The following is a 22704-nucleotide window of genomic DNA, read 5'->3' on the forward strand; positions in this document are numbered from 1 at the left end:
ATTCCGGCTTTTCCAAAGTGACCCGCTGTCAGAGCGGAACGCTAAGTGGCCGTCACCGCAGGAATGGAGATGTACCCAATCCAACCGTGTTGACTGTCAGGCCGCATTCGCGAGCAAGCCCGCTCCCACAATTTGATCGCGGGGCGTCAGGTCGATAGGCGTTGGCTGGCAGGCCGCTATCGCAGGCAAGCCAGCTCCCACAGTTTGATCGCGCAGCGTCAGGTAGATAGGTATTGGCTGGCAGGCCGCCACGGGAGCAAGCTCCCTCGCCACAGATGCAACTGTGTAAGTACCCATGGCTGCAAGCCTGCTCCTACATGAGCGGTTATTGCTGAGTGAGTTGAGTCCACAACGCCGGCGCACCGGCTGCCTTGGCGATCGCTTCCAAGCGTGCCGCATGCTCGGCCAGGTCCTGCTCGCTGGCACGGATGATCGGCGTCGGTTTGCGATCAGCTGGCAAGCGGCGGATTTCCGAAGGGCGGTTGCCCGAGCCTTCCGCCGAACCGCTGCCATCGGACGCATTACCGGCCAGGGACAGGCTGGTCTGCCCGCCGGTCATGGTCAGATAAACGTCGGCCAGGATCTCGGAGTCGAGCAAGGCGCCGTGGAGTTCACGGCCGGAGTTGTCGACGCCATAGCGCTTGCACAAGGCATCGAGGCTGTTGCGTTGGCCCGGGTGACGCTCGCGGGCCATCATCAAGGTATCGAGGATCGTACAGTGCTGGGAGATGTCCGCACGGTCGGTCTGCCCCATCAGGGCAAATTCGTTATTGATGAAGCCGATGTCGAACGCCGCGTTATGGATGATCAACTGGGCGCCATTAATGAATTCGAAGAACTCATCGGCCACTTCGGCGAAGCGCGGCTTGCCCTTGAGGAATTCGTCGGTGATGCCGTGGACGCCAATCGCGCCCTCATCACTGTCGCGGTCCGGTTGCAGGTAGACGTGGAAGTGGCGGCCGGTCAGGCGGCGCCCCATCAGTTCGACACAGCCGATTTCGATGATCCGGTGACCATCGGTCACCGGCATGCCGGTGGTTTCGGTATCGAGTACAACAGATCGGATGGCCATCAGGGTTCAGCTCTCAACGGTTCGGTACAGTTCAAGGGGCGGGATATTAGCACGCTCTGTAAACGAAGCGCCCATGGCACCCAACCACCGGTGGACACCCAACAGTTATTTACAAGATTTCGCAAACTTGCTGCGGATTGCTACGCCCCTCATCGCTAACCTGCGCGCCTCCTCCAGATACGGAATTCCCTGACTCATGTTCAACCTGAAATGGCTGTTCATCCCCTGCCTGTTCAGCGCTGCCGGTGCGCAAGCCACCAGTTTCGTGATGACCACTGACGCCTTGGTGAGCCTGTCGATGAGTGCCACGGGCGGCACCAGCAGCAGCTTCAAGGACGACAAGATTGTGCTGGCGGCCAAGGCCGATGCCGCCTCGTTTGTCGCAAGCGAAGGTGCAATACGCGGTGCTCAACTAGAGTCAGCCTTGCGGCATATTCGCCAGACGAGAGTGGACCTGCGATACACGGACGAACAACTCGCCCGTGCGATCCTGGCTCTGTAAGCGACAACAATCACGGGATGTTTGTGATCAGGCCAACGTCTGCCTGCCTGAAGCTCAATGCCGTGCGGGTAGATTCGCCACACGCGATGGCGGCGGTGAAGCAGCGGCTCGAGCGGCCGCTGCGGTGTCGCTGACTCAGCTCTGCTTGTAGCCGCGCACTTCATCCACGCCACGGTTGGCCAACTGGTCGGCGCGCTCGTTGCCAGGGTGGCCAATGTGCCCGCGTACCCATTTCCACGTGATGTCGTGACGGTTGCACTGTTCATCGAGCAATTGCCACAGGTCGGCGTTCTTGACCGGCTCCTTGGCCGCTGTCTTCCAGCCACGTTTTTTCCAGTTGACCATCCACTCGTTGATGCCCTTCATCACGTACTGCGAGTCGGTCACCAGGAGTACGTTGCAGCGCCGCTTGAGTTCTTCGAGGCCGCGAATCGCGCCCATCAGTTCCATGCGGTTATTGGTGGTATTGGCTTCGCCGCCCCACAATTCCTTCTCCACGCCCTTGCACACCAGCAAGGCGCCCCAGCCGCCCGGGCCGGGGTTGCCCTTGCAGGCGCCATCGGTGAAGAGTTCTACGCTATCGGTCATCGGTTATTCGGCCTGAAATCAAAAAGAGGTTTTACGGTTCGCGTTGTTCGCGGTTGACCTTGGCCAACGGCATCGGCACGAGCTTGCCGATCGGCTCGCGGCGCACTTGTTGCACCGGTCGCAGCCCGACCACGATCTTGCGTGCAACCAGCAAATAGAAGCCACCACCCGACAGCTGCCAGGCCCCTGCGCGGCGTTCCCAACCGGCCAGGCGGCCCTGCCACTTGGCCGTCGCAAGCGGCGGACGATAGCACCCGAAGCGGCGTTTCTCCAGCGCGAAGCCCAGCAGGTTGAGCCAGTCGCCCACCCGTGATGGCGCGATGCAACGCGCCTGACGCAGTCCGTCATGGGCGAACACACGGCGCAGGCCCCAACTGCTCCAGGGGTTGATGCCGACAATCAGCAAATGGCCACCAGGGCGCACGCTGCTCGCCGCTTCGCGCAACAAACCGTGGGGCGACAGGCAGAAATCCAGGCCGTGCTGCAACACCACTACATCGGCGGCGTGTTCGCTCAAGGGCCAGGCCTGTTCCTCGCAGACGATCTCCACGCCCGGCAACGGTGCACCCAGGCGCACATTGCGTTGCACCTGCGGTGCCGAGGGCGGCGTGTCGGCCGACGGCCCGTAATGCACCAGGTAGCCCCCAAAGAACCGGCCCAGCTCGTCTTCGAGCATGCGCCGCTCTTCTTCCAGCAAAAACTGCCCAATCGGCCCGGACAACCATTCGCGGGCGGCGCTGATCAGGGCCAGCCACTCAGGATCGGCCTGGGCGAACGCTTTATCAGTCATTGCATTCTCCAACTCGCCTAGACGTTCTAAGATGCACCAATGTGTTCAGCTTGGCGAATCGAAGAATGATACAGATCAGTGCCCTACCCGCCTTCACCGACAACTACATCTGGTTGTTACAAGACCCCACGACCCGGCGCTGCGCCGTGGTCGACCCCGGCGATGCCGCGCCAGTACTGGCCTGGCTCAAGCAGAATGCCGAGTGGCGCCTCAGCGACATTCTGGTCACCCATCATCACCATGATCATGTGGGCGGTGTGGAGCAACTGAAAACTGTCACCGGCGCCACGGTCTACGGCCCGGCCAACGAAAAGATCCCGGCGCGGGATGTGGCCTTGCAGGATAACGACCGTATCAGCGTGCTGGGCTGGGACTTCGACGTGTACGCCGTGCCTGGCCACACCCTCGGCCACATCGCCTTTTACCACCAGGGCGTATTGCTGTGTGGCGATACCTTGTTCGCCGCGGGTTGCGGTCGCCTGTTCGAAGGCACACCCGAACAGATGTACAACTCTCTGGAACGCCTGGCCGCCCTGCCCGCCGATACGCAGGTGTACTGCACTCACGAATACACGCAAAGTAACTTGAAATTTGCCCAGGCCGTGGAACCGCACAACGCCGACATCGCCGAACGGGTGGAAAATGTCGCCCAACTTCGCGCCCGTGGCCAGATGACGCTGCCATCCAACCTGGCCCTGGAAAAACGTACTAACCCTTTTCTGCGCACCTCTGAAACATCCGTTAAACAAAAAGCGGACGAACGGAACGGCCGCGACAACCGCTCTGGGGCCGAGGTGTTTGCTAGCTTGAGGGCTTGGAAAGATAAGTTCTAACCAGATGCAATCTGATACGTAATTTCTGAATGGTTGACCGGAACCAAAGCGCTTTCTAGAATCGCCCGACATTTTTGCCCGGAACTTACTTCCAGCCAATGTCGTCATCTATTCGTAAATCCATTTCTTCAGACGCATTGACCCGCCTGGCTCAAGCCGTGGCGGTGGCCGTTTCCGCGACTCTGGCGGGCTGCCAATCGACCAATTACGCTGCACAATCCACCGTGCAACCCAAACCGAATCTTGCTGCCAAGATCAAGCAAAAACCTATCTGGCTATCAGAGAAGCCCAGCCCCGAAGTACCCCAGGACGTCTGGGAACGCATGCGTCGGGGCTTTCAATTGCAGGACGGTGTCGGCGTCAACCCGCGCATCGAGCAACAGCGCCTGTGGTTCGCCAGTAACCCCTCCTTTCTGGAGAATGCCGGCGAACGCGGCAGCCTCTACATTCATTACATCGTCGAACGCCTTGAAGAACGCAACATGCCCCTGGAACTGGCGCTGCTGCCAGTGATTGAAAGTGCCTACAACCCAATGGCCTATTCGCGCAGCGATGCGGTCGGCTTGTGGCAGTTCATTCCCTCCACCGGGCGCTACTTCAACCTGCGCCAGACCCGCGCCTACGATGGCCGCCGCGACATCACCGCCTCCACCACCGCCGCCCTGGACTATCTGACGCGTCTGCATGACATGTTCAACGGCGACTGGCTGCTGGCCCTGGCGGCCTATAACGCCGGCGAAGGCACGGTCAGCCGGGCAATCGAGCGCAACGAAAAGCTCGGCCTGCCCACTGACTACTGGAACCTGCCCCTGCCTCAGGAAACCAAGGACTATGTGCCCAAATTCCTGGCCTTGTCCCAGGTGGTACTGGCGCCCGAGGCCTATGGCGTCAACCTGAACCCGATTGCCAACACACCGTACTTCGAAGTGGTTGAAGTCAAGCAAAGCATGGACCTGTCACGGGTTGCCGCGCTGGCCGAGATCGACGAAGACGAACTGTTCCAGCTCAACCCGGCCTTGAAACAACGCACCACTCTGGATGGCCCCCAGCATCTGCTGGTACCAACCTCCAAGGCCCAACTGCTGACCAGCACCCTTTCGACGATGAAGCCGGAAGAATTGCTGAGCATGCGCCCCAAGAAGCCGGTGTTCGACGAAGTCGAGACCAAGGCGGTTGCCGGGCGTACCCGCAGCTACAAGGTACGCAGTGGCGATAACCTCACGCTGATCGCCAAGGCCAACAAGGTTGACGTGCATGACCTGCAGCGCTGGAACAAGCTCAACGGCCAGGCGCTCAAGGTCGGCCAGACCCTGGTGATGCAGGACACGCGTAAAGTCGCGGCGAAAAAACCGGTGCAGTACAAGGTCAAGAAAGGTGACTCGCTGTACATGGTGGCCAAGCGCTTCAACGTTGAGATGCAACACCTCAAGCGTTGGAACCCGCGCACCGGCCAGGCATTGAAGCCAGGGCAGATGCTGGTGGTTTCCGGGCCGCGCTAATACCTCGGGGAGAGCTGGCTTGTGTGGGAGCTGGCTTGCCTGCGATGCAGGCACCTCGGTCTATCAGTCAGACCGCAGTGATGCTATCGCAGGCAAGCCAGCTCCCACATTTGACCTTCACACCGTCCAATAGCTCGCAGTGCGCAACATGGCCTTCCCGACAGCCTTTTTCCAACCGGAACAAGCTGTTACTGTACCGATCATAAAGCCCAAGCCGCCTGGATCGGATCTCTGACTTGAAGCGTCCCCTCCTTCTACTAATAAGCCTGGCCTTGAGCTTTGCGGCGAACGCGACGATCACCGAGAGCCACGGTTATGCGCAGTTCGGCACACTCAAGTACCCGGCCAAATTCACCCATTACGATTGGGTAAACCCTGCAGCGCCCAAAGGCGGGACGCTGCGGGTGATGGCATTTGGCACCTTCGATACGCTCAACCCCTACACCTTCAAGGGTTCAAGCCCGGTTTCCACCGCCAACTTCCTGCAGTACGGCGTCAACGAGCTCAATGAACCCTTGATGGTGGGCACCGGGCAATACGCGCCGTCGGGCGATGAACCCACCTCCAGTTATGGCCTGATTGCCCAGTCGGTGGAATACAGCGAGGACCGCAGTTGGGTGGTGTTCAACCTGCGCCCCGAAGCACGCTTTCACGACGGCAAGCCGATCACCGCCGATGACGTGGCGTTCTCCTATCGCACCCTACTGACCGAAGGCCACCCGCAGTACCGCACCAATCTGCAAGAAGTGGCACGGGTCGATATCCTCAACCCCCACCGTATCCGCTTTGTGTTCAAGCGCGCCGGCAACCCCTTGCTGATCCTGCGCCTGGGCGAGTTGCCGGTGCTGCCCCAGCACTATTGGAAAAACCGTGATTTCAAGGCCACCACCTTCGAGCCGCCCCTGGGCAGTGGGCCTTATCGCATCACCAAGGTTGCGCCTGGGCGGCAACTGGTGTTTGAACGGGTCAAGGATTACTGGGGCAAAGACCTGCCGGTCAACCAGGGTTTCTATAACTACGACAAGGTTGAAGTGGAATTCTATCGCGACAGCGACGTGGCCTTTGAAGCCTTCAAGGCCGGTGAATTCGATATTTATATCGAGCATCAGGCCAAGAACTGGGCCACCGGTTACAACTTCCCGGCGGTCAACCGCGGCGATGTGATCAAGGCGCAGATCGCCCATCAGATCCCCACCCAGAGCCAGGGCCTGTTCATGAATACCCGGCGACCGGCGTTCAGCCAGGCCAAGGTGCGTGAAGCCCTGGGGTTGATGTTCGATTTTGAATGGACCAACCGCACGCTGTTCAGCAGCGCCTACAAGCGTTCGGTGAGCTATTACCCCAACAGTGAATTCTCGGCCACCGGTCTGCCCGTGGGCCATGAGTGGTTGATGCTCTCGCCCTACCGCGACCAACTGCCGGCCGCGCTGTTTACCCAACCGTTCAGCCTGCCGCACACCGATGGCCGTGGCATTCCCCGCGAAACCCTGCGCCAGGCCCTGGCCCTGCTCAGCGAGGCCGGCTGGAAACTGTCGGGGCAGCGCCTGCTGGACAAGGGCGGGCAACCGCTGCGCCTGGAAATCCTGTTGGTCAACCCGAACCTTGAGCGCATCCTGCAACCTTATGTCGAAAATCTGACCCGCATCGGCATCGACGCCCGCTTGCGCACCGTTGACCGCGCACAGTACAAACAGCGCCTCGATCAATTCGATTTCGACATGATTCTGATGACTCTCAACCAGACCTTGAGCCCCGGTCTTGAGCAGTGGCAGTACTTCCACTCCAGCCAGGCCGCAATCAAGGGCAGCAAGAATTACGCCGGTATCGCCAACCCGGTGGTCGACCACCTGCTGGACCAACTGCTGGCGGCGCAGACCCGCGACGAACAACTGGCTGCCGGCCGCGCCCTGGACCGGGTGCTGCTGTGGCAGCACTACAGCATTCCCAACTGGTACCTCAACTATCATCGCCTGGCGTACCGCAACCGGTTCGCCTTCGTCACCACGCCGCCCTACAGCCTGGGCCTGAGCGCGTGGTGGCTGAAAGCTTCGGAGAAAGCCCAATGATGTCCTTGCGTACTACCCTGCTCGCCAGCCTGTTGCTGTGCACCGCGGCGCACGCCGCGCCGCAACATGCGCTGACCCTCTACAACGAGCCCCCCAAGTACCCCGCCGACTTCAAGCATTTTGACTACGTAAACCCCGACGCCCCCAAGGGCGGGACCTTCCGCGAATCGGCCATGGGCGGCTTCGACAGCCTCAACCCCTATATCAGCAAGGGCGTGCCGGCAGACAACCTGCCGCTGATCTACGACACCTTGGCCATGCAAAGCCTGGACGAACCCATCACCGAATACGGCCTGGTGGCTGGCAAAATCGAAAAAGCCCCGGACAACAGCTGGGTGCGCTTCTACCTGCGCCCCGAAGCGCGCTTCCATGATGGCCACCCGATCCGCGCTGAAGACGTGGTGTTCACCTTCCAGACCCTGATCAAGGAAGGCAACCCGCTGTACCGCAACTACTACGCCGACGTCGATGAAGTCGTGGCTGAAGACCCGTTGCGCGTGCTGTTCAAGTTCAAGCGCACCAACAACCGCGAATTGCCGCTGATCCTGGGGCAGTTGCCAGTGCTGCCTAAACACTGGTGGGCGACCCGGGATTTTTCCAAGGGCAATCTGGAAGTCCCCTTGGGCAGCGGGCCTTACCAAGTGGCGGAGGTCAAGCCAGGCCGTATGATTCGCTACGAGCGGGTCAAGGATTATTGGGCCAAGGACCTGCCGGTCAATAAGGGTTTCTACAACTTCGATACCCGCATCACCGATTACTACCGCGACAGCACCGTCTCCCTGGAAGCCTTGAAGGCCGGGCAGTTCGACTACTGGTTGGAGTTCAGCGCCAAGAACTGGGCCAATGCCTACAATATTCCAGCGGTGAAAGAAGGCCGTTTGATCAAGGAAGAAATCCCCAACGGCAACCCCACCGGCATGCAGGGCTTCGTGTTCAACATGCGCAAGCCGATGTTCCAGGACGTGCGGGTGCGCAAGGCCATCAGCCTGTTGCTGGATTTCGAATGGAGCAACAAACAGCTGTTCAACGGTGCCTACACCCGTACCCGCAGCTATTTCGAAAACTCGGAAATGGCCGCCACCGGCCTACCCGGTCCGGACGAGCTGGCGATTCTCGAGCCGCTGCGCGACAAGATCCCTGGCGAAGTCTTCACCCAGGCATTCGAACCGTCCCACACCGACGGCAGCGGCATGATTCGCACCCAACAGCGCGAGGCCTACCAACTGCTGCAAGAAGCGGGCTGGAAGATCGTTGACGACAAAATGGTCGACAATACCGGCAAACCGGTGACCATCGAGTTCCTGCTGGCCCAGACCGAGTTCGAGCGCATCCTGCTGCCGTTCAAGCGCAACCTGGCGGACCTGGGCATCGACCTGGTGATTCGTCGGGTGGACGTCTCGCAGTTCGTCAACCGCCTGCGCTCCCGCGACTTCGACATGCTGGTGGGCAGCTTCCCGCAATCCACCTCGCCGGGTAACGAGCAGCGCGAGTTCTGGAAATCCTCCAGCGCCGACAAGCCCGGCAGCCGCAACTACATGGGCCTCAAGGACCCCGCCGTCGACCAGTTGGTGGAAGAGTTGATCGACGCCGGTTCGCGGCAAAGCCTGATCGCCCACGCCAGGGCGCTGGATCGCGTGCTGCAGTTCGGCTACTACGTGATTCCCAACTGGCACATCAAGACCTTCCGCGTGGCGTACTGGGACCACCTGGGCCACCCCAAGGTCTCGCCACGCTACGACGTCGGCACCGCCACCTGGTGGGCTAAACCCGACGTCAAACCGGCGGTATCCCTCGACACCACGCAGAACGCCGATGCGGCGAGCGGAGGCGATTGAATGCTGGCCTATATTGTTCGCCGCCTGTTGCTGATCATCCCCACGCTGTTCGGGATCTTGCTGATCAACTTCGTCATCATCCAGGCCGCTCCCGGCGGCCCGGTGGAGCAAATGATCGCCAAACTCGAAGGCTTCGACGGCGCCACCAGCCGCATTGCTGGCGGCGGGGCCGAAGTTGCGGTGGCCGGTTCCAGCTACCGTGGCGCCCAGGGCCTGGACCCGGCGCTGATCAAGGAAATCGAAAAGATGTACGGCTTCGACAAATCGGCGCCGGAACGCTTGTGGATCATGGTCAAGAACTACGCCCAGCTGGACTTCGGTGACAGCTTTTTCCGGGACGCCAAGGTCATCGACCTGATCAAGGAGAAGATGCCGGTGTCCATTTCCCTCGGGTTGTGGAGCACCCTGATCATGTACCTGGTGTCCATCCCCCTGGGGATCGCCAAGGCCACGCGCCACGGCAGCCATTTCGATGTGTGGACCAGCTCGGCGATCATCGTCGGCTACGCGATACCGGCATTCCTGTTTGCGATTCTGCTGATCGTGGTGTTTGCCGGTGGTAGTTATTTCGACTGGTTCCCCTTGCGCGGGCTCACCTCCAACAACTTCGAGGAGTTGAGCTGGGGCGCCAAGATCCTCGATTACTTCTGGCACCTGGCGCTGCCCGTCACTGCCCTGGTGATCGGCAACTTCGCGACCATGACCCTGCTGACCAAGAACAGCTTTCTCGACGAAATCAACAAGCAGTACGTGGTCACCGCCAAAGCCAAGGGCCTGACCAATCGCCGAGTGCTGTATGGCCACGTGTTCCGCAACGCCATGCTGCTGGTGATCGCCGGTTTCCCTTCGGCCTTCATTGGCATCTTCTTTACCGGCTCGTTGCTGGTGGAGGTGATCTTCTCCCTCGACGGCCTGGGCCTGATGAGCTTTGAAGCGGCGATCAACCGTGACTACCCAGTGGTGTTCGGCACGCTGTTTATCTTCACCCTGCTGGGGCTGATCGTGAAACTGATCGGCGACCTCACCTACACCCTGGTCGATCCGCGAATCGACTTTGCCAGCCGGGAGCATTGAGATGAACCTGTCCCCCCTCAATCGCCGCCGGTTCGAGCGGTTCAAGGCCAACAAACGTGGCTGGTGGTCGCTGTGGCTGTTTCTGGTGCTGTTCGTGCTGAGCCTGGGCGCCGAGTTGATCGCCAACGACAAGCCCCTGGCGGTGCACTTCGACGGCGGCTGGTACTTCCCGGCGCTCAAGCGCTACCCGGAGACTACCTTCGGCGGTGAATTCCCGCTGGAAGCCAACTACAAGAGCCCGTATATCCAGGAACTGCTCAAGGCCAAGGACGCCTGGACCTTGTGGGCGCCGATTCCGTTCAGCTACCAGAGCATCAATTACGACCTGAAAGTCCCGGCCCCGGCGCCGCCGTCCTCGGTCAACCTGCTGGGCACCGATGACCAGGGGCGCGATGTGCTCGCGCGGGTGATCTACGGCTTTCGTGTATCGGTGCTCTTCGCCCTGACCCTGACCATACTCAGCTCGATCATCGGCGTGATTGCCGGCGCCTTGCAGGGCTTTTATGGCGGCTGGGTCGACCTGGCCGGGCAACGTTTCCTGGAGATCTGGTCCGGCTTGCCGGTGCTCTACCTGCTGATCATCCTGGCCAGCTTCGTGCAACCCAACTTCTGGTGGCTGCTGGGGATCATGCTGCTGTTTTCCTGGATGAGCCTGGTGGATGTGGTGCGCGCCGAGTTCCTGCGCGGGCGCAACCTGGAGTACGTGCGCGCGGCGCGGGCGCTGGGCATGCAGAACGGCGCGATCATGTTTCGTCACATCCTGCCCAATGCGATGGTCTCGACCATGACCTTCCTGCCCTTCATCCTCACCGGCGCCATTGGCACCCTCACCGCCCTGGACTTTCTCGGCTTCGGGCTGCCGGCAGGTTCGCCGTCGCTGGGTGAGCTGGTGGCCCAGGGCAAGTCCAACCTGCAAGCGCCGTGGCTGGGCATGAGTGCCTTTGCGGTGCTGGCGATCATGTTGAGCCTGCTGGTGTTTATCGGCGAGTCCGCTCGCGATGCGTTCGACCCGAGGAAATGAGATGAATCCGGACAATCTGATCGAAATCCGCGACCTCAGTGTCGAATTCGTCACCGGCGAGCACCACCACCGGGTGGTCAACCACGTCAGCTTCGACATCAAGCGCGGCGAAACCCTGGCGCTGGTGGGTGAAAGCGGTTCGGGCAAATCGGTCACCGCCCATTCGATCCTGCGCCTGCTGCCCTACCCGTTGGCCAGGCATCCGTCGGGCACTATCGAGTATTCAGGGCAAGACCTGCTGACGCTTAAAGAGAAGACCCTGCGTCATATACGCGGCAATCGGATTGCGATGATCTTCCAGGAGCCGATGACCTCGTTGAACCCGCTGCACTCCATCGAAAAACAGATCAACGAGGTGCTCGGCCTGCACAAGGGCCTGACCGGCAAGGTCGCCACCCAGCGCACGTTGGAATTGCTGGAGCTGGTGGGTATCCCCGAACCGCACAAACGCCTCAAGGCCCTGCCCCATGAGCTGTCCGGCGGCCAGCGCCAGCGGGTGATGATCGCCATGGCCCTGGCCAACGAGCCGGAGTTGTTGATTGCCGACGAGCCGACCACGGCGCTGGATGTCACCGTGCAGTTGAAGATCCTGGAATTGCTCAAGGAGCTGCAGGCGCGGCTGGGCATGGCCCTGCTGCTGATCAGCCACGACCTCAACCTGGTACGGCGCATCGCCCATCGTGTGTGTGTGATGCAGCAAGGTTGCATCGTTGAACAGGCCGATTGCGAGACACTGTTCCAGTCGCCCCAGCATCCCTACACCCAGGAATTGCTCGCGGCGGAGCCCAGTGGTGGGCCAGCCAACAATGATGTCGGCCCTCCGCTGCTGGAAGTGGACGACCTGAAAGTCTGGTTTCCGATCAAGAAAGGCTTTTTGCGCAATACCGTCGATTACGTCAAGGCTGTGGACGGCATCAACTTCAGCCTGCCCCAGGGCCAAACCCTGGGCATCGTTGGCGAAAGTGGCTCGGGCAAGTCCACCTTGGGCCTGGCAATTTTGCGCCTGATCGGCAGCCAGGGCGGGATTCGCTTCGAAGGCCAGCAACTGGACCGCCTCAGCCAACAGCAGGTGCGCCCGTTGCGCCGGGAAATGCAGGTGGTGTTCCAGGACCCGTTCGGCAGCCTGAGCCCGCGCATGTGCGTCAGCGAGATCGTTGGCGAAGGCCTGCGTATCCACAAGATGGGCACGCCCGCCGAACAGGAAGCGGCGATTATCGCGGCGCTCAAGGAAGTGGGCCTGGACCCCGAATCCCGGCATCGCTACCCCCATGAATTTTCCGGCGGCCAGCGCCAACGCATCGCTATCGCCCGAGCGCTGGTGCTCAAGCCGCGCCTGATCCTGCTGGACGAACCCACCTCGGCCCTGGACCGCACGGTACAGCGCCAGGTGGTAGAGTTGCTGCGCGGTTTGCAGGCCAAGTACAACCTGACCTACCTGTTTATCAGCCATGACCTGGCAGTGGTGAAGGCGCTGAGTCACCAGTTGATGGTGGTCAAGCAAGGCCAGGTGGTGGAGCAAGGCGATGCCCAGGCTATTTTTGCTGACCCGCAACATGCCTATACCCGGCAGTTGCTCAAGGCGGCTTTTTTGGTGCCGGCCTGACGGCACGCGGGTGCAAATGCAGGAGAAATAACGCCATGTCGCTCAGCCCAATCGCCCGTCCCGCAGACACGCCGCGCTTCTGGCGCGACGAACGCCTGCCGTTCATCGAAGCGCGCACCATCGCCGACGGGCGCAAGGTCACCTACACCCGGCACGCCCATGAGCATTTTTCCATCGGTGCGATCACCACCGGCTGCAGCTATTACCACTATGGCGCGCGCACCTTCGAAATCAGCGCCGGCACCGTGGTGCTGATGAACCCAGGCGATGTGCATGCGTGCAACCCCATCCATGACCAGCCCTGGTCCTACCACATGCTGTACCTGGACACGCCCTGGCTGACCGACCTGCAATACCAGCTGGGGTTCAGTACCGACCAGGGCTACCGGCCATTCGACACGCCCCATACCCGCGACACCACGCTGTACCACGGCTTGCTCGACCTGTACCGCACGCTAGTGGATGAACAGGCCGAACTGCTGCAAAAACAGAGCACGCTGGTGAGTTACTTCACCGAGGTGCAACAGCGTCTGAACCCTTCGTTGGCACCGGTACGCGAGGTCAACCACAAACTCGAACGCGCCGCCGACTACATCCGCGCTTACTGCACTCTGGCCTTGAAACTCGAAGACATCTGCCAGGCGGCCGACCTGTCGCCGTCTTACCTGATCCGCGCGTTCAAGCAGTATTACGGCTTGACGCCCCACGCCTTCATGGTCAACCGACGCATCCAGTTTGCCCGCAGCCAACTGCGCAATGGCGCACTGATTGCCGACGTCGCCCTGGCCGCGGGCTTTGCCGACCAGGCGCACTTCCAGCGCACCTTCAAACAACACTTCGCGGCCACGCCGGGGCAATACCGCGAGAACCTCAAGCCATCAGCAAATAACCCACACTGGCCACCAGCAACGCGGCCATTGAGCGGTTGAACAGCCGTACACCTTTGGGGTTGTTCAAGTAGCGGCGTAAAAACGTCCCCGCATACACCCAGCACGCCACCGACAGGTAGCAGATCACCAGGTAAAGCGCGGCAAACAACCACACCTGCGCCGCATCGCCATCAGCCACAAACAACCCCATGCCTGCCACACACGCCAGCCAGGCTTTCGGGTTGAGCCACTGCATGATCGCGCCATACAGCATCGACGGCGCGGTGTCGGCACCGTCAGCGTCCAGCCGACCATCGTCCACGGCGAGTTTCCACGCCATGTACAACAGGAACGCGACTCCGCCCCAGCGGATCAATTGGATCAGTATCGGCCAGCGCACCAGCACTTCATGCAGCCCCAGGCCGATCAGTATCAATAACAAGGTGAAACCTACGGCGGCGCCCAACACATGTTTCTGGCTGGCGACAAAACCGAAACGCGCGCCGGCACTTAAAGCAACCACATTGACGGGGCCGGGCGTGATGGACGTGGCCAGGGCAAAAGCGGCCATGGAGAGGATCAAGCTCATTACAGTTCCTTGTGTGATGCCAACGATGCTGAGATCACGGTAACGCGCCGGGCGATGAGGGTATTGAACAAAATGCCCCTGGGTGCTTCAGAAACGAACGCTGATCTGATGGATGCCCCCACGATCAAACTATGGGAGCTGGCTTCCACATTGGTCATGCATCGCCCACAGGATCTACGCCTGGCACCGGTCCCCTGTGGGAGCGGGCTTGCCCGCGAAGGCGGCGTGTCAGCCACTGCATCTTTAACTGAACCACCGCTTTCGCAGGCAAGCCAGCTCCCACATTTGGATCGTGGGGCGTCACGGGAGCAAGCGCCCTCGCCACAGGTACAGCGCGTGGCCACTTGGAGGGGATGACACCGCCTCACCCTTGGTATCCTGCCACTCCAACCCACAGGGACCCGTGCGCATGCAAATCAACCCAGCCTTTATCCTTCACCAGACCGAGCACTGGCAGCTCAACCACCACCTGACCTCAAAGCTGCCCGGTTACCTGATGCTGGGCGCCAGGGCGCCGATTGACGCCCTCCCCGACATGCCTGAAGCCGCTCTGGCCGAACTGGGCGGCCTGCTCGCCAATATCCAGCGGGTGATGCAAACCCAGCTCCAGCCAAAATGGCTGTATATCAGCCGTTACGGCCATGTGCCGGGCTTACCGCTGCATTTTCATTGCATCCCCGTCTATGACTGGGTAGAGCAAGCGTTCTGGCGGGACGAACGCTATCGCTCGCTGAACGCTTTCGGGACGCCCCCCCTCGAACCCATGACCGATGGCGCTGAACTGACCCTGTTCGTATGGCGCGAGTTTGGCGAGAGTCTCACCCCGCCGCCGATTCAAGGGCCAGGGATAGAGCCTGTGATCGAGCAATTGCGCGCTGCATTCAAACGGGACTCATAACCCGCAACCGCTTCACCATCGGTACACACGCCAGCACCAACCCGGACGGCGAGCGGTACACCGCCTGCTCATCGCCCACATACCCGCACGCTCTATAAAAACTCACCGCGTTCAGTGTCGCATCCAGCACAACCTGTTCAATCGCCCGCTGCTGCGCCATACGCTCCAAGTGAGCAAGCATCACTTTGCCAAACCCTCGCCCGCTGAATAGGGGCAATACAAACAAGGCTCCGATTTCATGGCTGGCAAGATCCAGCATGCCAGTGACGACTGGTTTGCCATTGAACCATCCCATGTAGAACTGTTTTTCCATCAGCGCGCCGTAGCCATCACTGGCGCGACCTCGGGTCCAGAGCGCCATTTGTTCAGCGCTATAGGCGCCAATGCATTGGCCGCGAATGGCCTCGCGACGAATCTCAAACGCACGCTCGGCGTCGTCCGGCGTGGCACGTTTTATCTCCAGCATCGCAAGCTCCTTCCGTGACCTCAAACTGCCATTAGCCCATTTGTGCTAATCGACCCTACCTCACGGCAGCGCTATATTCCGCGGCACTTCCAACGTTCTCACCCACACCGCGCATTCCGTGCGCGCGGGTTCGTTGCGCGTTGGAAAAACCAAAACAACCCCAAGGAAGAAGCACCATGAAACTCTACTCCCCTGTCACTCGCTTTGCCCTGCTGGGCGCCTTGATCATCGGCGTCGCCGGTTGCAGCAATATCAAGCCCACCGAAGATCATCTCAAGAAGCTGTCGGAAACCAATCTGGGCGAGCCGGTAAAACGTATCTCCAATGTGCGCAGCGACTCCATGACCACCTACTACGTCGCTAACACAGCCTCCGGCGAGTACAACTGCTCCGTACCCAGTGGTGCCAGCGGCGGCGCGTTCGCGATTGCCAGCTTCGGCCTGATGAAGCCCGCGGCCTACTGCATGCCCAAGGGCGCCAAAGGCAATGGGTTGACGCCGTTCATGCAGTAATATTTTCCTGGCTGAGCGCTCGCAGAGTGCCGCGCAGTTCCGCAGGGCGTACCGGTTTGGACAAAATAGCGATCTGACGATCGTGCAACGCGGCCTGGATTTTCTCCACGTCGTGCCCGGTAAGGATCAGCGCTGGCACCGCCCAGCCGCGTTGCTGGCGTAACTGGTCGATGCATTCGATGCCGGTGGCGTGGTTGCCCAGGTCATAGTCGGCAACGATGATGTCGCAGTCACTGACCAAACCCTGCCCCGTGGACTCGGCCTGCACTTGGCACCCCCAGCGCTCCAGCAGGGCCTGGGTGGCGAGCAGCACGTTGTAGTCATCTTCCACCAGGCACACCTTAAGGCCGGTGAGCAGCCCGGCTTGGCGTGCATCGTCGCGCAACGCCGGTTGACGCGGCGCGGTGGCCAAGGCTAGGCCATGCAGGCTTACTGAGGTGCCATGGCCGACCCGCGAACGCAGGCTCACCTGCAACCCCATCAATTGCCCCAGGCGCTTGACGATGGACAGCCCAAGGCCCACACCTTCGACGTCCTTGTCACGCAGTTGGCGCACGCGATAAAACTCTTCGAAGACCTTTGACAGATGCTCCTTGGCAATCCCCCGCCCCTGGTCGTGCACCTGCACCACCACGCCGTCATCACGCATGCGCACGCCAATCAGCACCGGTCGTTGCGCCCCGTACTTGAAGCAATTGGAGAGCAGGTTCTGCACCATGGTCGCCAGCATGGCCGGATCAACCAGCACCCAGTGGGCACAGGGGCGCAGGCGCAGCTCCACGCCCGCCCAGCGAGCAGCCTCGGCGTTCTGGCGCACGAGGTCGGCAAGGAAGTCGCCCAGGTGGATCACTTGGTATTTGGGCAACAGGCGCCCGTTGTCGAGGGTGTAGAGGTCGAGAATCGAGCGGAACAATTGCGAGACGTTAAGCAGCGAGCGGTCGATATTGTCCACCAAGCGCTGTTCGTCCTCGCCCAAACGGGCTTCGCGCAGGCAGGCGGTAAACAGGCCAATGGAGTGGATCGGCTGGCGCAGGTCATGGCTGGCCTGGGCGAGAAAACGGGATTTTTCCAGGTTGGCGGCGATCGCCTGCTCGGAGGCCTTGCGCGTGCGCTCCAACAGGATATGGGCATACACCGGGATCACCGTGCTGGTGATCATCAGCATCAGCACCATGAATGGTTGTGCCTGCCACAGCGGCGTGAGTTGGTACACGATCAACAGCGCCAGCAACGCCAGCCCCGTCGCAATTGCCAGGTAGCGCGAACCGTAGCGCATGCCGTTGCCCAGGTTCACCCAGACCATCACCGCATACAGCGGCAATGCCGCCTCACCGCCTACCACCAGGCCGAACGAAGTGCCCGTGTAGTCGTGGATCATGCCAAAGATCCGCCGCGCCGGATAATGCCCGGGCCAGCGTGCGATCACTTGGCGAAGCACGATGGACGCCAGCAGGAACAGCAAGATATACAGGATCACCGGCAGATAGGTGTCCAGCGACTGCCCAGGCAAAAAGCCCAGCACGCCGATGTAAACGATAGCGATGCTGGCCACCACGATGCGCAGGTTAGCCTGATCGAGTTCGGAGTTAGTCTCGGGGCTCATCGTCATATCCTTGACCTATCATCTGAAGGAGCGAGCTTGCTCGCGAAAAACGTCAACGATAACGCGTTTGACCTGGGAGTACGCGGTGCCTGTGCGTGCTTCACGAGCAAGCTCGCTCCTACATCGGCGGTAAATAAATTAGCATGCCTCGACACAACCTTGCCCCAGGAAGGAGCTCGCCATGACCGGCCGAATCATCATCGCCGACGACCACCCCATGTTTCGCGAAGGCATGACGCGCACCGTGCAGCGCCTGCTGCCGGGCGCGGTGGTGCAGGAGGCCGGCGACCTGGCCACGGTGAATGCGTTGCTGTGCGAAGCGGGCGAGGTCGATACCTTGATCCTCGATTTGCGCTTTCCCGGCCTGACCTGCATCAGCCAACTGGCCGAACTGCGCCAGCAACTGAAACGCACCACCTTGGTCCTGGTGTCGATGGTCGATGACCCCGCGCTGATCGAACAGGTCATGGCCTTGGGCGCCGACGGCTTTATCGGCAAGAACATCGCCCCGGACGAGATCGGCCAGGCCCTGCTGGCGATCCGCGAAGGCGAAGTGCTGGTCAAATTTGCCCCTTCAGGCCTGCTGCCCCTCGACACCCACACCCTCACCACCCGCCAGCAGGAAGTGCTGCGCCTGATTGCCCAGGGCAAGACCAACAAGGAAATTGCCAAGGCCCTGAATATCTCGCCGTTTACCGTACGTATTCATGTGTCGTCATTGTTGCGCAGCCTGAATGTCCCCTCGCGCGCTGCAGCTGCGGTGAAGTATTCCGGCGAGTTCTAGGCGATTGCACGGCTCAACGCTGCGCGGGAATACGAATACCGCCCCCACGGCATTGGCTTTTCACACTGCGCGGGCAACCGGCAAAGGCCAGGTCCTTGGTCAGGCACACCCGTACCTCCGACAACACCTTTCCCTTGCAGATCACCGCCATCCCGTGGTTACCCATACGCGGGTTGCTCGCGCGAAACAGCGCCTCGATCTCACTGGCCGGCAATGACGGCGGCGTATTAAACGGTTGCAACTGCTGCGGGATGGCGACCGCACCGAGCGCTACATCGGTCTTCTCCAGATATTCCAACGGTTCGAGCCCACTGCAGGTGCCATGCTTGGCCCACTCATGCTTGAGCAGCGCGCGGGTAGGAAACAGCGCCGCGCCCTTGTCCATTTCTGCCTCGCTCAAGCGCACCTGCGGTGTACAGGACGCCGGCCACCCTCCCCGCGCGTATTGCGGCCACAAGCCATGCAGCACAAAGCCGTAGCCTTTACCTGAGCATTGCTCGTTGCCTGGGTGCGTGAGGCAAAACGTGGGTGACCACGAGAGCGATAGCACATAGAAATCAAACTCACCCGCCTGCCCTTGGCTGCGTGGCGCCGCCGTTGTCGCGGTGGCGATCAGCAGCCACACCACCATCCAGTATTTCATCCCGGTATTCCTTTAAAAGAGTGAAGCCTTACGCTATTGCCACGGCTAGGGATGCTGGGAATAACGGTGTAACACCTTGTCCAGGATGATATCGGTCTTCAGCGCTTCGATGGCCAGCGACGGATGCTCGGCCTCGCCACGAATATGCGCGTTCATGTTCAGGACGTGGTGCCATTGAATATGGGTGTGACACGGCACTTCCAACACCTCGGTGGTCTCGCCTTCAAGACGCAGCGGCTGGTCGTCGAACACCGAAAATTGAATACGGCCGCGACTGCCGATCAGTTCGACCCGGTCTTCGCGGCGGTCCGCCACAAAATTCCAGCAGCCCATGCCCAATGCACCGCTGGCAAATGTCCAGCAGGCCGTCACTGCGTCTTCTGCCGCGTAGCGTCCTGCCTGTCGTGCGGAAAAGCCTGAGACCTCGACGATGTCCCCGGCCAGGTACTGGAACAGGTCGAACCCATGGCTGGCCAGGTCGGCAAAGTAGCCGCCACCGGCAATGGCCGGGTCGGTGCGCCAATTGCTGGCGTCGGTGTCTGTAACGGCAGCGGGTTTGCACAAGGTCCAGGTCAGGTGACGCAACTCACCGATACGGCCTTCCTGCAGCCAGGTGCGCACTTGCTGAAAGCGTGGCAATGAACGCCGGTAGTAGGAGACAAACAGATGCAGCCCGGCGCGCTCGAATGTGCGCTGCATCAACGCGCTCTGTTCAGCATTCAGCGACATCGGCTTTTCGACGCAGCAATGCTTGCCCGCCGCCGCCACCCTCAAGGCGTATTCAAGATGGCTGTCGGGTGGCGTGGCGATGTAGACCGCATCCACCTCGGGGTCGTCGATCAAGGCCTGGGCATCGGTATAACAACGGGCAATACCATGGCGCGCCGCGTAATCGCGCACCGCCTCGGCACGCCGCCCCATCACGGCGACCAAGGCCGAACCTGGCGCTTTATAGAAAGCCGGTCCACTCTTCAATTCAGTGACACTGCCACAGCCGATCATGCCCCAGCGTATGGTCTTCATCTAATGTCCTCGGTCGTATTCGTCAATCGGGCAGTATCCACATACCGGCCCTGGCGCGCCATAACCACTTAGCATGACAATTGCATTACACTTTTATGACACTCATTCGGCGCGGGGGCACATTCGATGAAAATTAGGGCAACCGTCATTTGCGAACATGAGGGGCATATCCTCTTCGTGCGCAAGGCCAGATCAAAATGGGCATTGCCCGGCGGGAAAGTCGAAGCGCACGAGCGCCCTGTCGGCGCGGCGGAACGCGAACTGGAAGAAGAAACCGGGTTAAACGTGGACGGCTTGCTGTACCTGCAAGAGCTCAAGGCCCGCGACACCGTCCACCATGTGTTTGAGGCCTCGGTGGTCAATATCGACGAGGCACGGCCGTGCAATGAGATTGTCGATTGCCAGTGGTATGCCTACAGCGCCCTGGACGAGCTGGACACCACAGACGCCACCCGCCACATCGTCAAATCCTTCCTGCGGCGCCTCTGACGCCCTGGACAGCCGCTAACCCACCGCCGCGAACCCGCGGCGCCCGGCTTTTATCTCGGCACGCAACTCACCAATCAGGTTGGCGATGGCACGGATGCTGTCCAGGCCCTCGGGCGATACGCAGGTCAGCAGCAAGTCGACACGACCGGACGCAGGCTCGAACACGCTGATGCGCAGTGAGCCGTCGCTGTTGAGGCAGCACTCACACGCAAGCGGCAGGAAGCCTGAAGCCATGATGCGGTTGAATTCGGTGATGGAAATCATGATCAGCCCCCCGTCCCTGGGTTCTACCCGATTGAGGCGATGCAAGCAGCATAGATAAGGTTTTGCCGGCCACCGGACATTTAATGCAACAGTGTTAACCAGCCCTCATTTCGTCGGGCATAAAAAGTCATGTACTGGGGGCCGAGATTAAATCGCGGGCAAAAAAAATCCCAAGTAGCTGATGGAAACTTGGGATTTAAAAATGCATAAACCGTGGGAGGTGAACGCCCGGCTATAGTAGCGATTGTAAAAACATGTAACAAGATTATTTTAATCCTTTCGTCGGATTGAAAGCGTCGTAAGTCATTCAATAACCACATGTTTTTTAAGGTGGAAGGCGGCAGACGTGCTACTTTTTGGTGCAAGTAACGGTTATAAACCCACGTATAAAAAAGGGTTATTAATCCGGTGCCGTACTTTTAAGTAATTGTTCACTTAATTGCTTGCACGTTTCTTGAAGGGCCTCACGACTCGAAGCGGTGGCGCCCACCACAGCCTCCAGGTGACGACACAGCGCCAAACGTTCAGCGGCTTCTTCACGTTGGCGGTCGACCTTGGCGTTGAGCTGAACAAAATAGAACCCCAGTAACACGGCGACAACCAGCACGCCCGCCGCGAAGTAGCGCAAGCTGTTGGACGATGAAGGCGCTGGGGCATTCATGGCCTTATGGCGCCCTGCTCTTTTCATAACGCACATCATCTCCATCGACCGGGCCCACGACAGACCAGCCCAGGCGCTGATAGAACCCATTGGCCCGGATCTCATCACGCCCATCAGTCACCAGGTACGCCGTGTCGTGGCGCTCAAACAGGGCCGCCTCGGCCACCGCCATCAGTTGACGGCCCAGGCCAAGCTTCTCGTGGGATGGCAGCACGAACATCGCGAACACTTCACCTTCATCCAGGTCGACCATGGAAAACCCCGCCGCCTGGCCGTCCACTTCCGCGATCCAGCCACAAGGTGCTGCGCGCAACGTGTCGCTCAATACCTGCGGGGTAATCCCCAGGCCAGCCATCTGTTCAAGGCTCAGGTGGTTTTGCACCACCGAGGTGCGAATCGCGCACAGCGTGTCGACGTCATCAGGCGTCGCCGTTCGAATCAGTACTTGCATACCGGCCTCCATGAAGAAGTGCGCAATTGTATGCAAATACTCACACGGGGTTTGTCGTGGTTTTGTAAACAGCTCTTTGAAGAGCTGCGATTGACACTACCCTCACCACCTCCATATCTTTTTTAACGGGATTCACCATGCCCCCTGTTCGTGGCATGGACGACCTTCAAACTATCAGTGCGTTACCGTTTGTCGCCACTGTCAATTCTGACAGCTAGACGCCCATCCCCTTCAAGCGTCTGATTTCCTTGTTCCATAGCCGTCCAGGCCCCAGCCAAGGAGTTCAGCCATGTCCAAATTACATGCCCCCGAGGAGCGCTTTCCGGTAGCGCGAAGCTCATCCACTCCCCGCAATGATCTCGACCCGCCGGCCTACTCGAACCCGGTGCTCAACGTGGTTGGGGCTGACAGGGGCCTAGGCGTGCGGCATCTCGATACTTATCTATATGTAACCATTTTGCGCTGGATTAATTTGCAAGCGGGTGATACCTGCGAGTACTTCCACGGCAGCCGTACGTTGCGCCTGGGCTTTCACACCGTCAAACCAGAGGAAACAGGCAAAAACTTTT

25 protein-coding genes are annotated in these 22704 nt (G+C 60.2%); 14 read left to right on the forward strand and 11 right to left on the reverse strand.

The window, feature by feature from the left end:
* Positions 1-325: 325 nt before the first annotated feature.
* Positions 326-1066, reverse strand: coding sequence for a DNA polymerase III subunit epsilon (gene dnaQ, locus JMV15_RS09595; RefSeq protein ID WP_164692278.1), 741 nt, complete (start codon positions 1064-1066; stop codon positions 326-328).
* Positions 1067-1268: 202 nt separating this feature from the next.
* Here dnaQ and JMV15_RS09600 point away from each other — a divergent pair, with 202 nt between their 5' ends.
* Positions 1269-1574, forward strand: a complete 306-nt coding sequence (locus tag JMV15_RS09600) for a DUF2388 domain-containing protein (RefSeq protein ID WP_014718258.1) — start codon at positions 1269-1271, stop codon at positions 1572-1574.
* 135 nt (positions 1575-1709) lie between these two features.
* Here JMV15_RS09600 and rnhA read toward each other — a convergent pair whose 3' ends face one another.
* Positions 1710-2162, reverse strand: a complete 453-nt coding sequence (gene rnhA / locus JMV15_RS09605) for a ribonuclease HI (RefSeq protein ID WP_003173571.1) — start codon at positions 2160-2162, stop codon at positions 1710-1712.
* Between the two features lie 31 nt (positions 2163-2193).
* Complete coding sequence (locus tag JMV15_RS09610) at positions 2194-2952, reverse strand: class I SAM-dependent methyltransferase (protein WP_003190694.1); 759 nt, start codon at positions 2950-2952, stop codon at positions 2194-2196.
* 65 nt (positions 2953-3017) lie between these two features.
* Between JMV15_RS09610 and gloB the strand changes: the two genes are divergently transcribed.
* From gloB to JMV15_RS09650, 8 genes are all read left to right on the forward strand, one after another.
* Positions 3018-3785, forward strand: a complete 768-nt coding sequence (gloB, locus tag JMV15_RS09615) for a hydroxyacylglutathione hydrolase (RefSeq protein WP_038449958.1) — start codon at positions 3018-3020, stop codon at positions 3783-3785.
* A 98-nt stretch (positions 3786-3883) separates the two neighbouring features.
* Complete coding sequence (locus JMV15_RS09620) at positions 3884-5284, forward strand: transglycosylase SLT domain-containing protein (protein ID WP_020301567.1); 1401 nt, start codon at positions 3884-3886, stop codon at positions 5282-5284.
* Positions 5285-5520: 236 nt separating this feature from the next.
* Positions 5521-7350 (forward strand): extracellular solute-binding protein, encoded by a 1830-nt coding sequence (locus JMV15_RS09625; RefSeq protein ID WP_014718255.1) that lies wholly within the window; start codon positions 5521-5523, stop codon positions 7348-7350.
* Entirely contained in the window at positions 7347-9185 is a 1839-nt protein-coding gene (locus JMV15_RS09630) for an extracellular solute-binding protein (protein WP_014718254.1), read from the forward strand. Before JMV15_RS09625 ends, JMV15_RS09630 begins: the two co-directional genes overlap by 4 nt.
* A complete protein-coding gene (locus tag JMV15_RS09635) occupies positions 9186-10259 on the forward strand; it encodes a microcin C ABC transporter permease YejB (RefSeq protein ID WP_014718253.1) in 1074 nt (357 codons plus the stop codon).
* Between the two features lies 1 nt (position 10260).
* Positions 10261-11280, forward strand: coding sequence for an ABC transporter permease (locus JMV15_RS09640; protein ID WP_003190688.1), 1020 nt, complete (start codon positions 10261-10263; stop codon positions 11278-11280).
* A gap of 1 nt (position 11281) precedes the next feature.
* A complete protein-coding gene (locus JMV15_RS09645; protein WP_014718252.1) occupies positions 11282-12883 on the forward strand; it encodes an ABC transporter ATP-binding protein in 1602 nt (533 codons plus the stop codon).
* A gap of 35 nt (positions 12884-12918) precedes the next feature.
* Positions 12919-13812, forward strand: a complete 894-nt coding sequence (locus JMV15_RS09650) for an AraC family transcriptional regulator (protein WP_014718251.1) — start codon at positions 12919-12921, stop codon at positions 13810-13812.
* Here the strand turns inward: JMV15_RS09650 and JMV15_RS09655 are convergent.
* On the reverse strand, positions 13754-14341 hold the full coding sequence (locus JMV15_RS09655) for a LysE family translocator (protein WP_069868411.1): 588 nt from the start codon (positions 14339-14341) through the stop codon (positions 13754-13756). The genes JMV15_RS09650 and JMV15_RS09655 overlap by 59 nt on opposite strands.
* A gap of 409 nt (positions 14342-14750) precedes the next feature.
* Here JMV15_RS09655 and JMV15_RS09660 point away from each other — a divergent pair, with 409 nt between their 5' ends.
* Positions 14751-15239, forward strand: coding sequence for a hydrolase (locus JMV15_RS09660; RefSeq protein ID WP_014718250.1), 489 nt, complete (start codon positions 14751-14753; stop codon positions 15237-15239).
* Here the strand turns inward: JMV15_RS09660 and JMV15_RS09665 are convergent.
* On the reverse strand, positions 15223-15705 hold the full coding sequence (locus tag JMV15_RS09665) for a GNAT family N-acetyltransferase (protein WP_014718249.1): 483 nt from the start codon (positions 15703-15705) through the stop codon (positions 15223-15225). The two genes, JMV15_RS09660 and JMV15_RS09665, sit on opposite strands and share 17 nt — an antisense overlap.
* A gap of 176 nt (positions 15706-15881) precedes the next feature.
* On the opposite strand from JMV15_RS09665, the gene JMV15_RS09670 reads away from it, so the two are divergent.
* Positions 15882-16217, forward strand: a complete 336-nt coding sequence (locus JMV15_RS09670) for a hypothetical protein (RefSeq protein ID WP_014718248.1) — start codon at positions 15882-15884, stop codon at positions 16215-16217.
* On the opposite strand, the gene JMV15_RS09675 is transcribed toward JMV15_RS09670, so the two are convergent.
* On the reverse strand, positions 16207-17820 hold the full coding sequence (locus tag JMV15_RS09675; RefSeq protein ID WP_032903839.1) for an ATP-binding response regulator: 1614 nt from the start codon (positions 17818-17820) through the stop codon (positions 16207-16209). The genes JMV15_RS09670 and JMV15_RS09675 overlap by 11 nt on opposite strands.
* A 181-nt stretch (positions 17821-18001) precedes the next feature.
* Between JMV15_RS09675 and JMV15_RS09680 the strand changes: the two genes are divergently transcribed.
* Positions 18002-18604 (forward strand): LuxR C-terminal-related transcriptional regulator, encoded by a 603-nt coding sequence (locus JMV15_RS09680; RefSeq protein ID WP_014718246.1) that lies wholly within the window; start codon positions 18002-18004, stop codon positions 18602-18604.
* 13 nt (positions 18605-18617) lie between these two features.
* Here JMV15_RS09680 and JMV15_RS09685 read toward each other — a convergent pair whose 3' ends face one another.
* Together JMV15_RS09685 and JMV15_RS09690 are read right to left on the reverse strand one after the other, a co-directional pair.
* Entirely contained in the window at positions 18618-19247 is a 630-nt protein-coding gene (locus JMV15_RS09685; RefSeq protein ID WP_019820296.1) for a ribonuclease T2 family protein, read from the reverse strand.
* Positions 19248-19292: 45 nt separating this feature from the next.
* Positions 19293-20270, reverse strand: a complete 978-nt coding sequence (locus tag JMV15_RS09690) for a Gfo/Idh/MocA family protein (protein ID WP_014718244.1) — start codon at positions 20268-20270, stop codon at positions 19293-19295.
* 126 nt (positions 20271-20396) lie between these two features.
* On the opposite strand from JMV15_RS09690, the gene JMV15_RS09695 reads away from it, so the two are divergent.
* Positions 20397-20759: an NUDIX hydrolase gene (locus JMV15_RS09695; RefSeq protein ID WP_014718243.1), complete on the forward strand. Its 363-nt coding sequence runs from the start codon at positions 20397-20399 to the stop codon at positions 20757-20759.
* A gap of 15 nt (positions 20760-20774) precedes the next feature.
* On the opposite strand, the gene JMV15_RS09700 is transcribed toward JMV15_RS09695, so the two are convergent.
* The 3 genes from JMV15_RS09700 to JMV15_RS09710 all read right to left on the reverse strand — a co-directional run bounded on the left by JMV15_RS09700 (position 20775) and on the right by JMV15_RS09710 (position 22135).
* Positions 20775-21023 carry a DUF1652 domain-containing protein gene (locus JMV15_RS09700; RefSeq protein WP_019820298.1) on the reverse strand — a complete coding sequence of 83 codons (249 nt, stop codon included), beginning with the start codon at positions 21021-21023 and terminating at the stop codon, positions 20775-20777.
* Positions 21024-21423: 400 nt separating this feature from the next.
* Positions 21424-21684 carry a hypothetical protein gene (locus tag JMV15_RS09705; protein WP_019820299.1) on the reverse strand — a complete coding sequence of 87 codons (261 nt, stop codon included), beginning with the start codon at positions 21682-21684 and terminating at the stop codon, positions 21424-21426.
* 4 nt (positions 21685-21688) lie between these two features.
* Complete coding sequence (locus tag JMV15_RS09710; protein WP_014718240.1) at positions 21689-22135, reverse strand: GNAT family N-acetyltransferase; 447 nt, start codon at positions 22133-22135, stop codon at positions 21689-21691.
* Positions 22136-22424: 289 nt separating this feature from the next.
* Between JMV15_RS09710 and JMV15_RS09715 the strand changes: the two genes are divergently transcribed.
* Positions 22425-22704 (forward strand): hypothetical protein (locus tag JMV15_RS09715; protein WP_197865654.1); only part of this gene is annotated, 280 nt, incomplete at its 3' end.

It is taken from the genome of Pseudomonas paracarnis (assembly GCF_904063055.1).
Classification (GTDB): Bacteria; Pseudomonadota; Gammaproteobacteria; order Pseudomonadales; family Pseudomonadaceae; genus Aquipseudomonas; species Aquipseudomonas paracarnis.

What these genes read in the sequence shown, in the direction of transcription:
- JMV15_RS09600 (WP_014718258.1), top strand. Translation starts at nt 1,269, where the DNA reads ATGTTCAACCTGAAATGGCTGTTCATCCCCTGCCTGTTCAGCGCTGCC.
- rnhA (WP_003173571.1), bottom strand. Translation starts at nt 2,162, where the DNA reads ATGACCGATAGCGTAGAACTCTTCACCGATGGCGCCTGCAAGGGCAAC.
- JMV15_RS09610 (WP_003190694.1), bottom strand. Translation starts at nt 2,952, where the DNA reads ATGACTGATAAAGCGTTCGCCCAGGCCGATCCTGAGTGGCTGGCCCTG.
- gloB (WP_038449958.1), top strand. Translation starts at nt 3,018, where the DNA reads ATGATACAGATCAGTGCCCTACCCGCCTTCACCGACAACTACATCTGG.
- JMV15_RS09620 (WP_020301567.1), top strand. Translation starts at nt 3,884, where the DNA reads ATGTCGTCATCTATTCGTAAATCCATTTCTTCAGACGCATTGACCCGC.
- JMV15_RS09630 (WP_014718254.1), top strand. Translation starts at nt 7,347, where the DNA reads ATGATGTCCTTGCGTACTACCCTGCTCGCCAGCCTGTTGCTGTGCACC.
- JMV15_RS09635 (WP_014718253.1), top strand. Translation starts at nt 9,186, where the DNA reads ATGCTGGCCTATATTGTTCGCCGCCTGTTGCTGATCATCCCCACGCTG.
- JMV15_RS09640 (WP_003190688.1), top strand. Translation starts at nt 10,261, where the DNA reads ATGAACCTGTCCCCCCTCAATCGCCGCCGGTTCGAGCGGTTCAAGGCC.
- JMV15_RS09645 (WP_014718252.1), top strand. Translation starts at nt 11,282, where the DNA reads ATGAATCCGGACAATCTGATCGAAATCCGCGACCTCAGTGTCGAATTC.
- JMV15_RS09650 (WP_014718251.1), top strand. Translation starts at nt 12,919, where the DNA reads ATGTCGCTCAGCCCAATCGCCCGTCCCGCAGACACGCCGCGCTTCTGG.
- JMV15_RS09655 (WP_069868411.1), bottom strand. Translation starts at nt 14,341, where the DNA reads ATGAGCTTGATCCTCTCCATGGCCGCTTTTGCCCTGGCCACGTCCATC.
- JMV15_RS09660 (WP_014718250.1), top strand. Translation starts at nt 14,751, where the DNA reads ATGCAAATCAACCCAGCCTTTATCCTTCACCAGACCGAGCACTGGCAG.
- JMV15_RS09665 (WP_014718249.1), bottom strand. Translation starts at nt 15,705, where the DNA reads ATGCTGGAGATAAAACGTGCCACGCCGGACGACGCCGAGCGTGCGTTT.
- JMV15_RS09670 (WP_014718248.1), top strand. Translation starts at nt 15,882, where the DNA reads ATGAAACTCTACTCCCCTGTCACTCGCTTTGCCCTGCTGGGCGCCTTG.
- JMV15_RS09675 (WP_032903839.1), bottom strand. Translation starts at nt 17,820, where the DNA reads ATGAGCCCCGAGACTAACTCCGAACTCGATCAGGCTAACCTGCGCATC.
- JMV15_RS09680 (WP_014718246.1), top strand. Translation starts at nt 18,002, where the DNA reads ATGACCGGCCGAATCATCATCGCCGACGACCACCCCATGTTTCGCGAA.
- JMV15_RS09685 (WP_019820296.1), bottom strand. Translation starts at nt 19,247, where the DNA reads ATGAAATACTGGATGGTGGTGTGGCTGCTGATCGCCACCGCGACAACG.
- JMV15_RS09690 (WP_014718244.1), bottom strand. Translation starts at nt 20,270, where the DNA reads ATGAAGACCATACGCTGGGGCATGATCGGCTGTGGCAGTGTCACTGAA.
- JMV15_RS09695 (WP_014718243.1), top strand. Translation starts at nt 20,397, where the DNA reads ATGAAAATTAGGGCAACCGTCATTTGCGAACATGAGGGGCATATCCTC.
- JMV15_RS09700 (WP_019820298.1), bottom strand. Translation starts at nt 21,023, where the DNA reads ATGATTTCCATCACCGAATTCAACCGCATCATGGCTTCAGGCTTCCTG.
- JMV15_RS09705 (WP_019820299.1), bottom strand. Translation starts at nt 21,684, where the DNA reads ATGAATGCCCCAGCGCCTTCATCGTCCAACAGCTTGCGCTACTTCGCG.
- JMV15_RS09710 (WP_014718240.1), bottom strand. Translation starts at nt 22,135, where the DNA reads ATGCAAGTACTGATTCGAACGGCGACGCCTGATGACGTCGACACGCTG.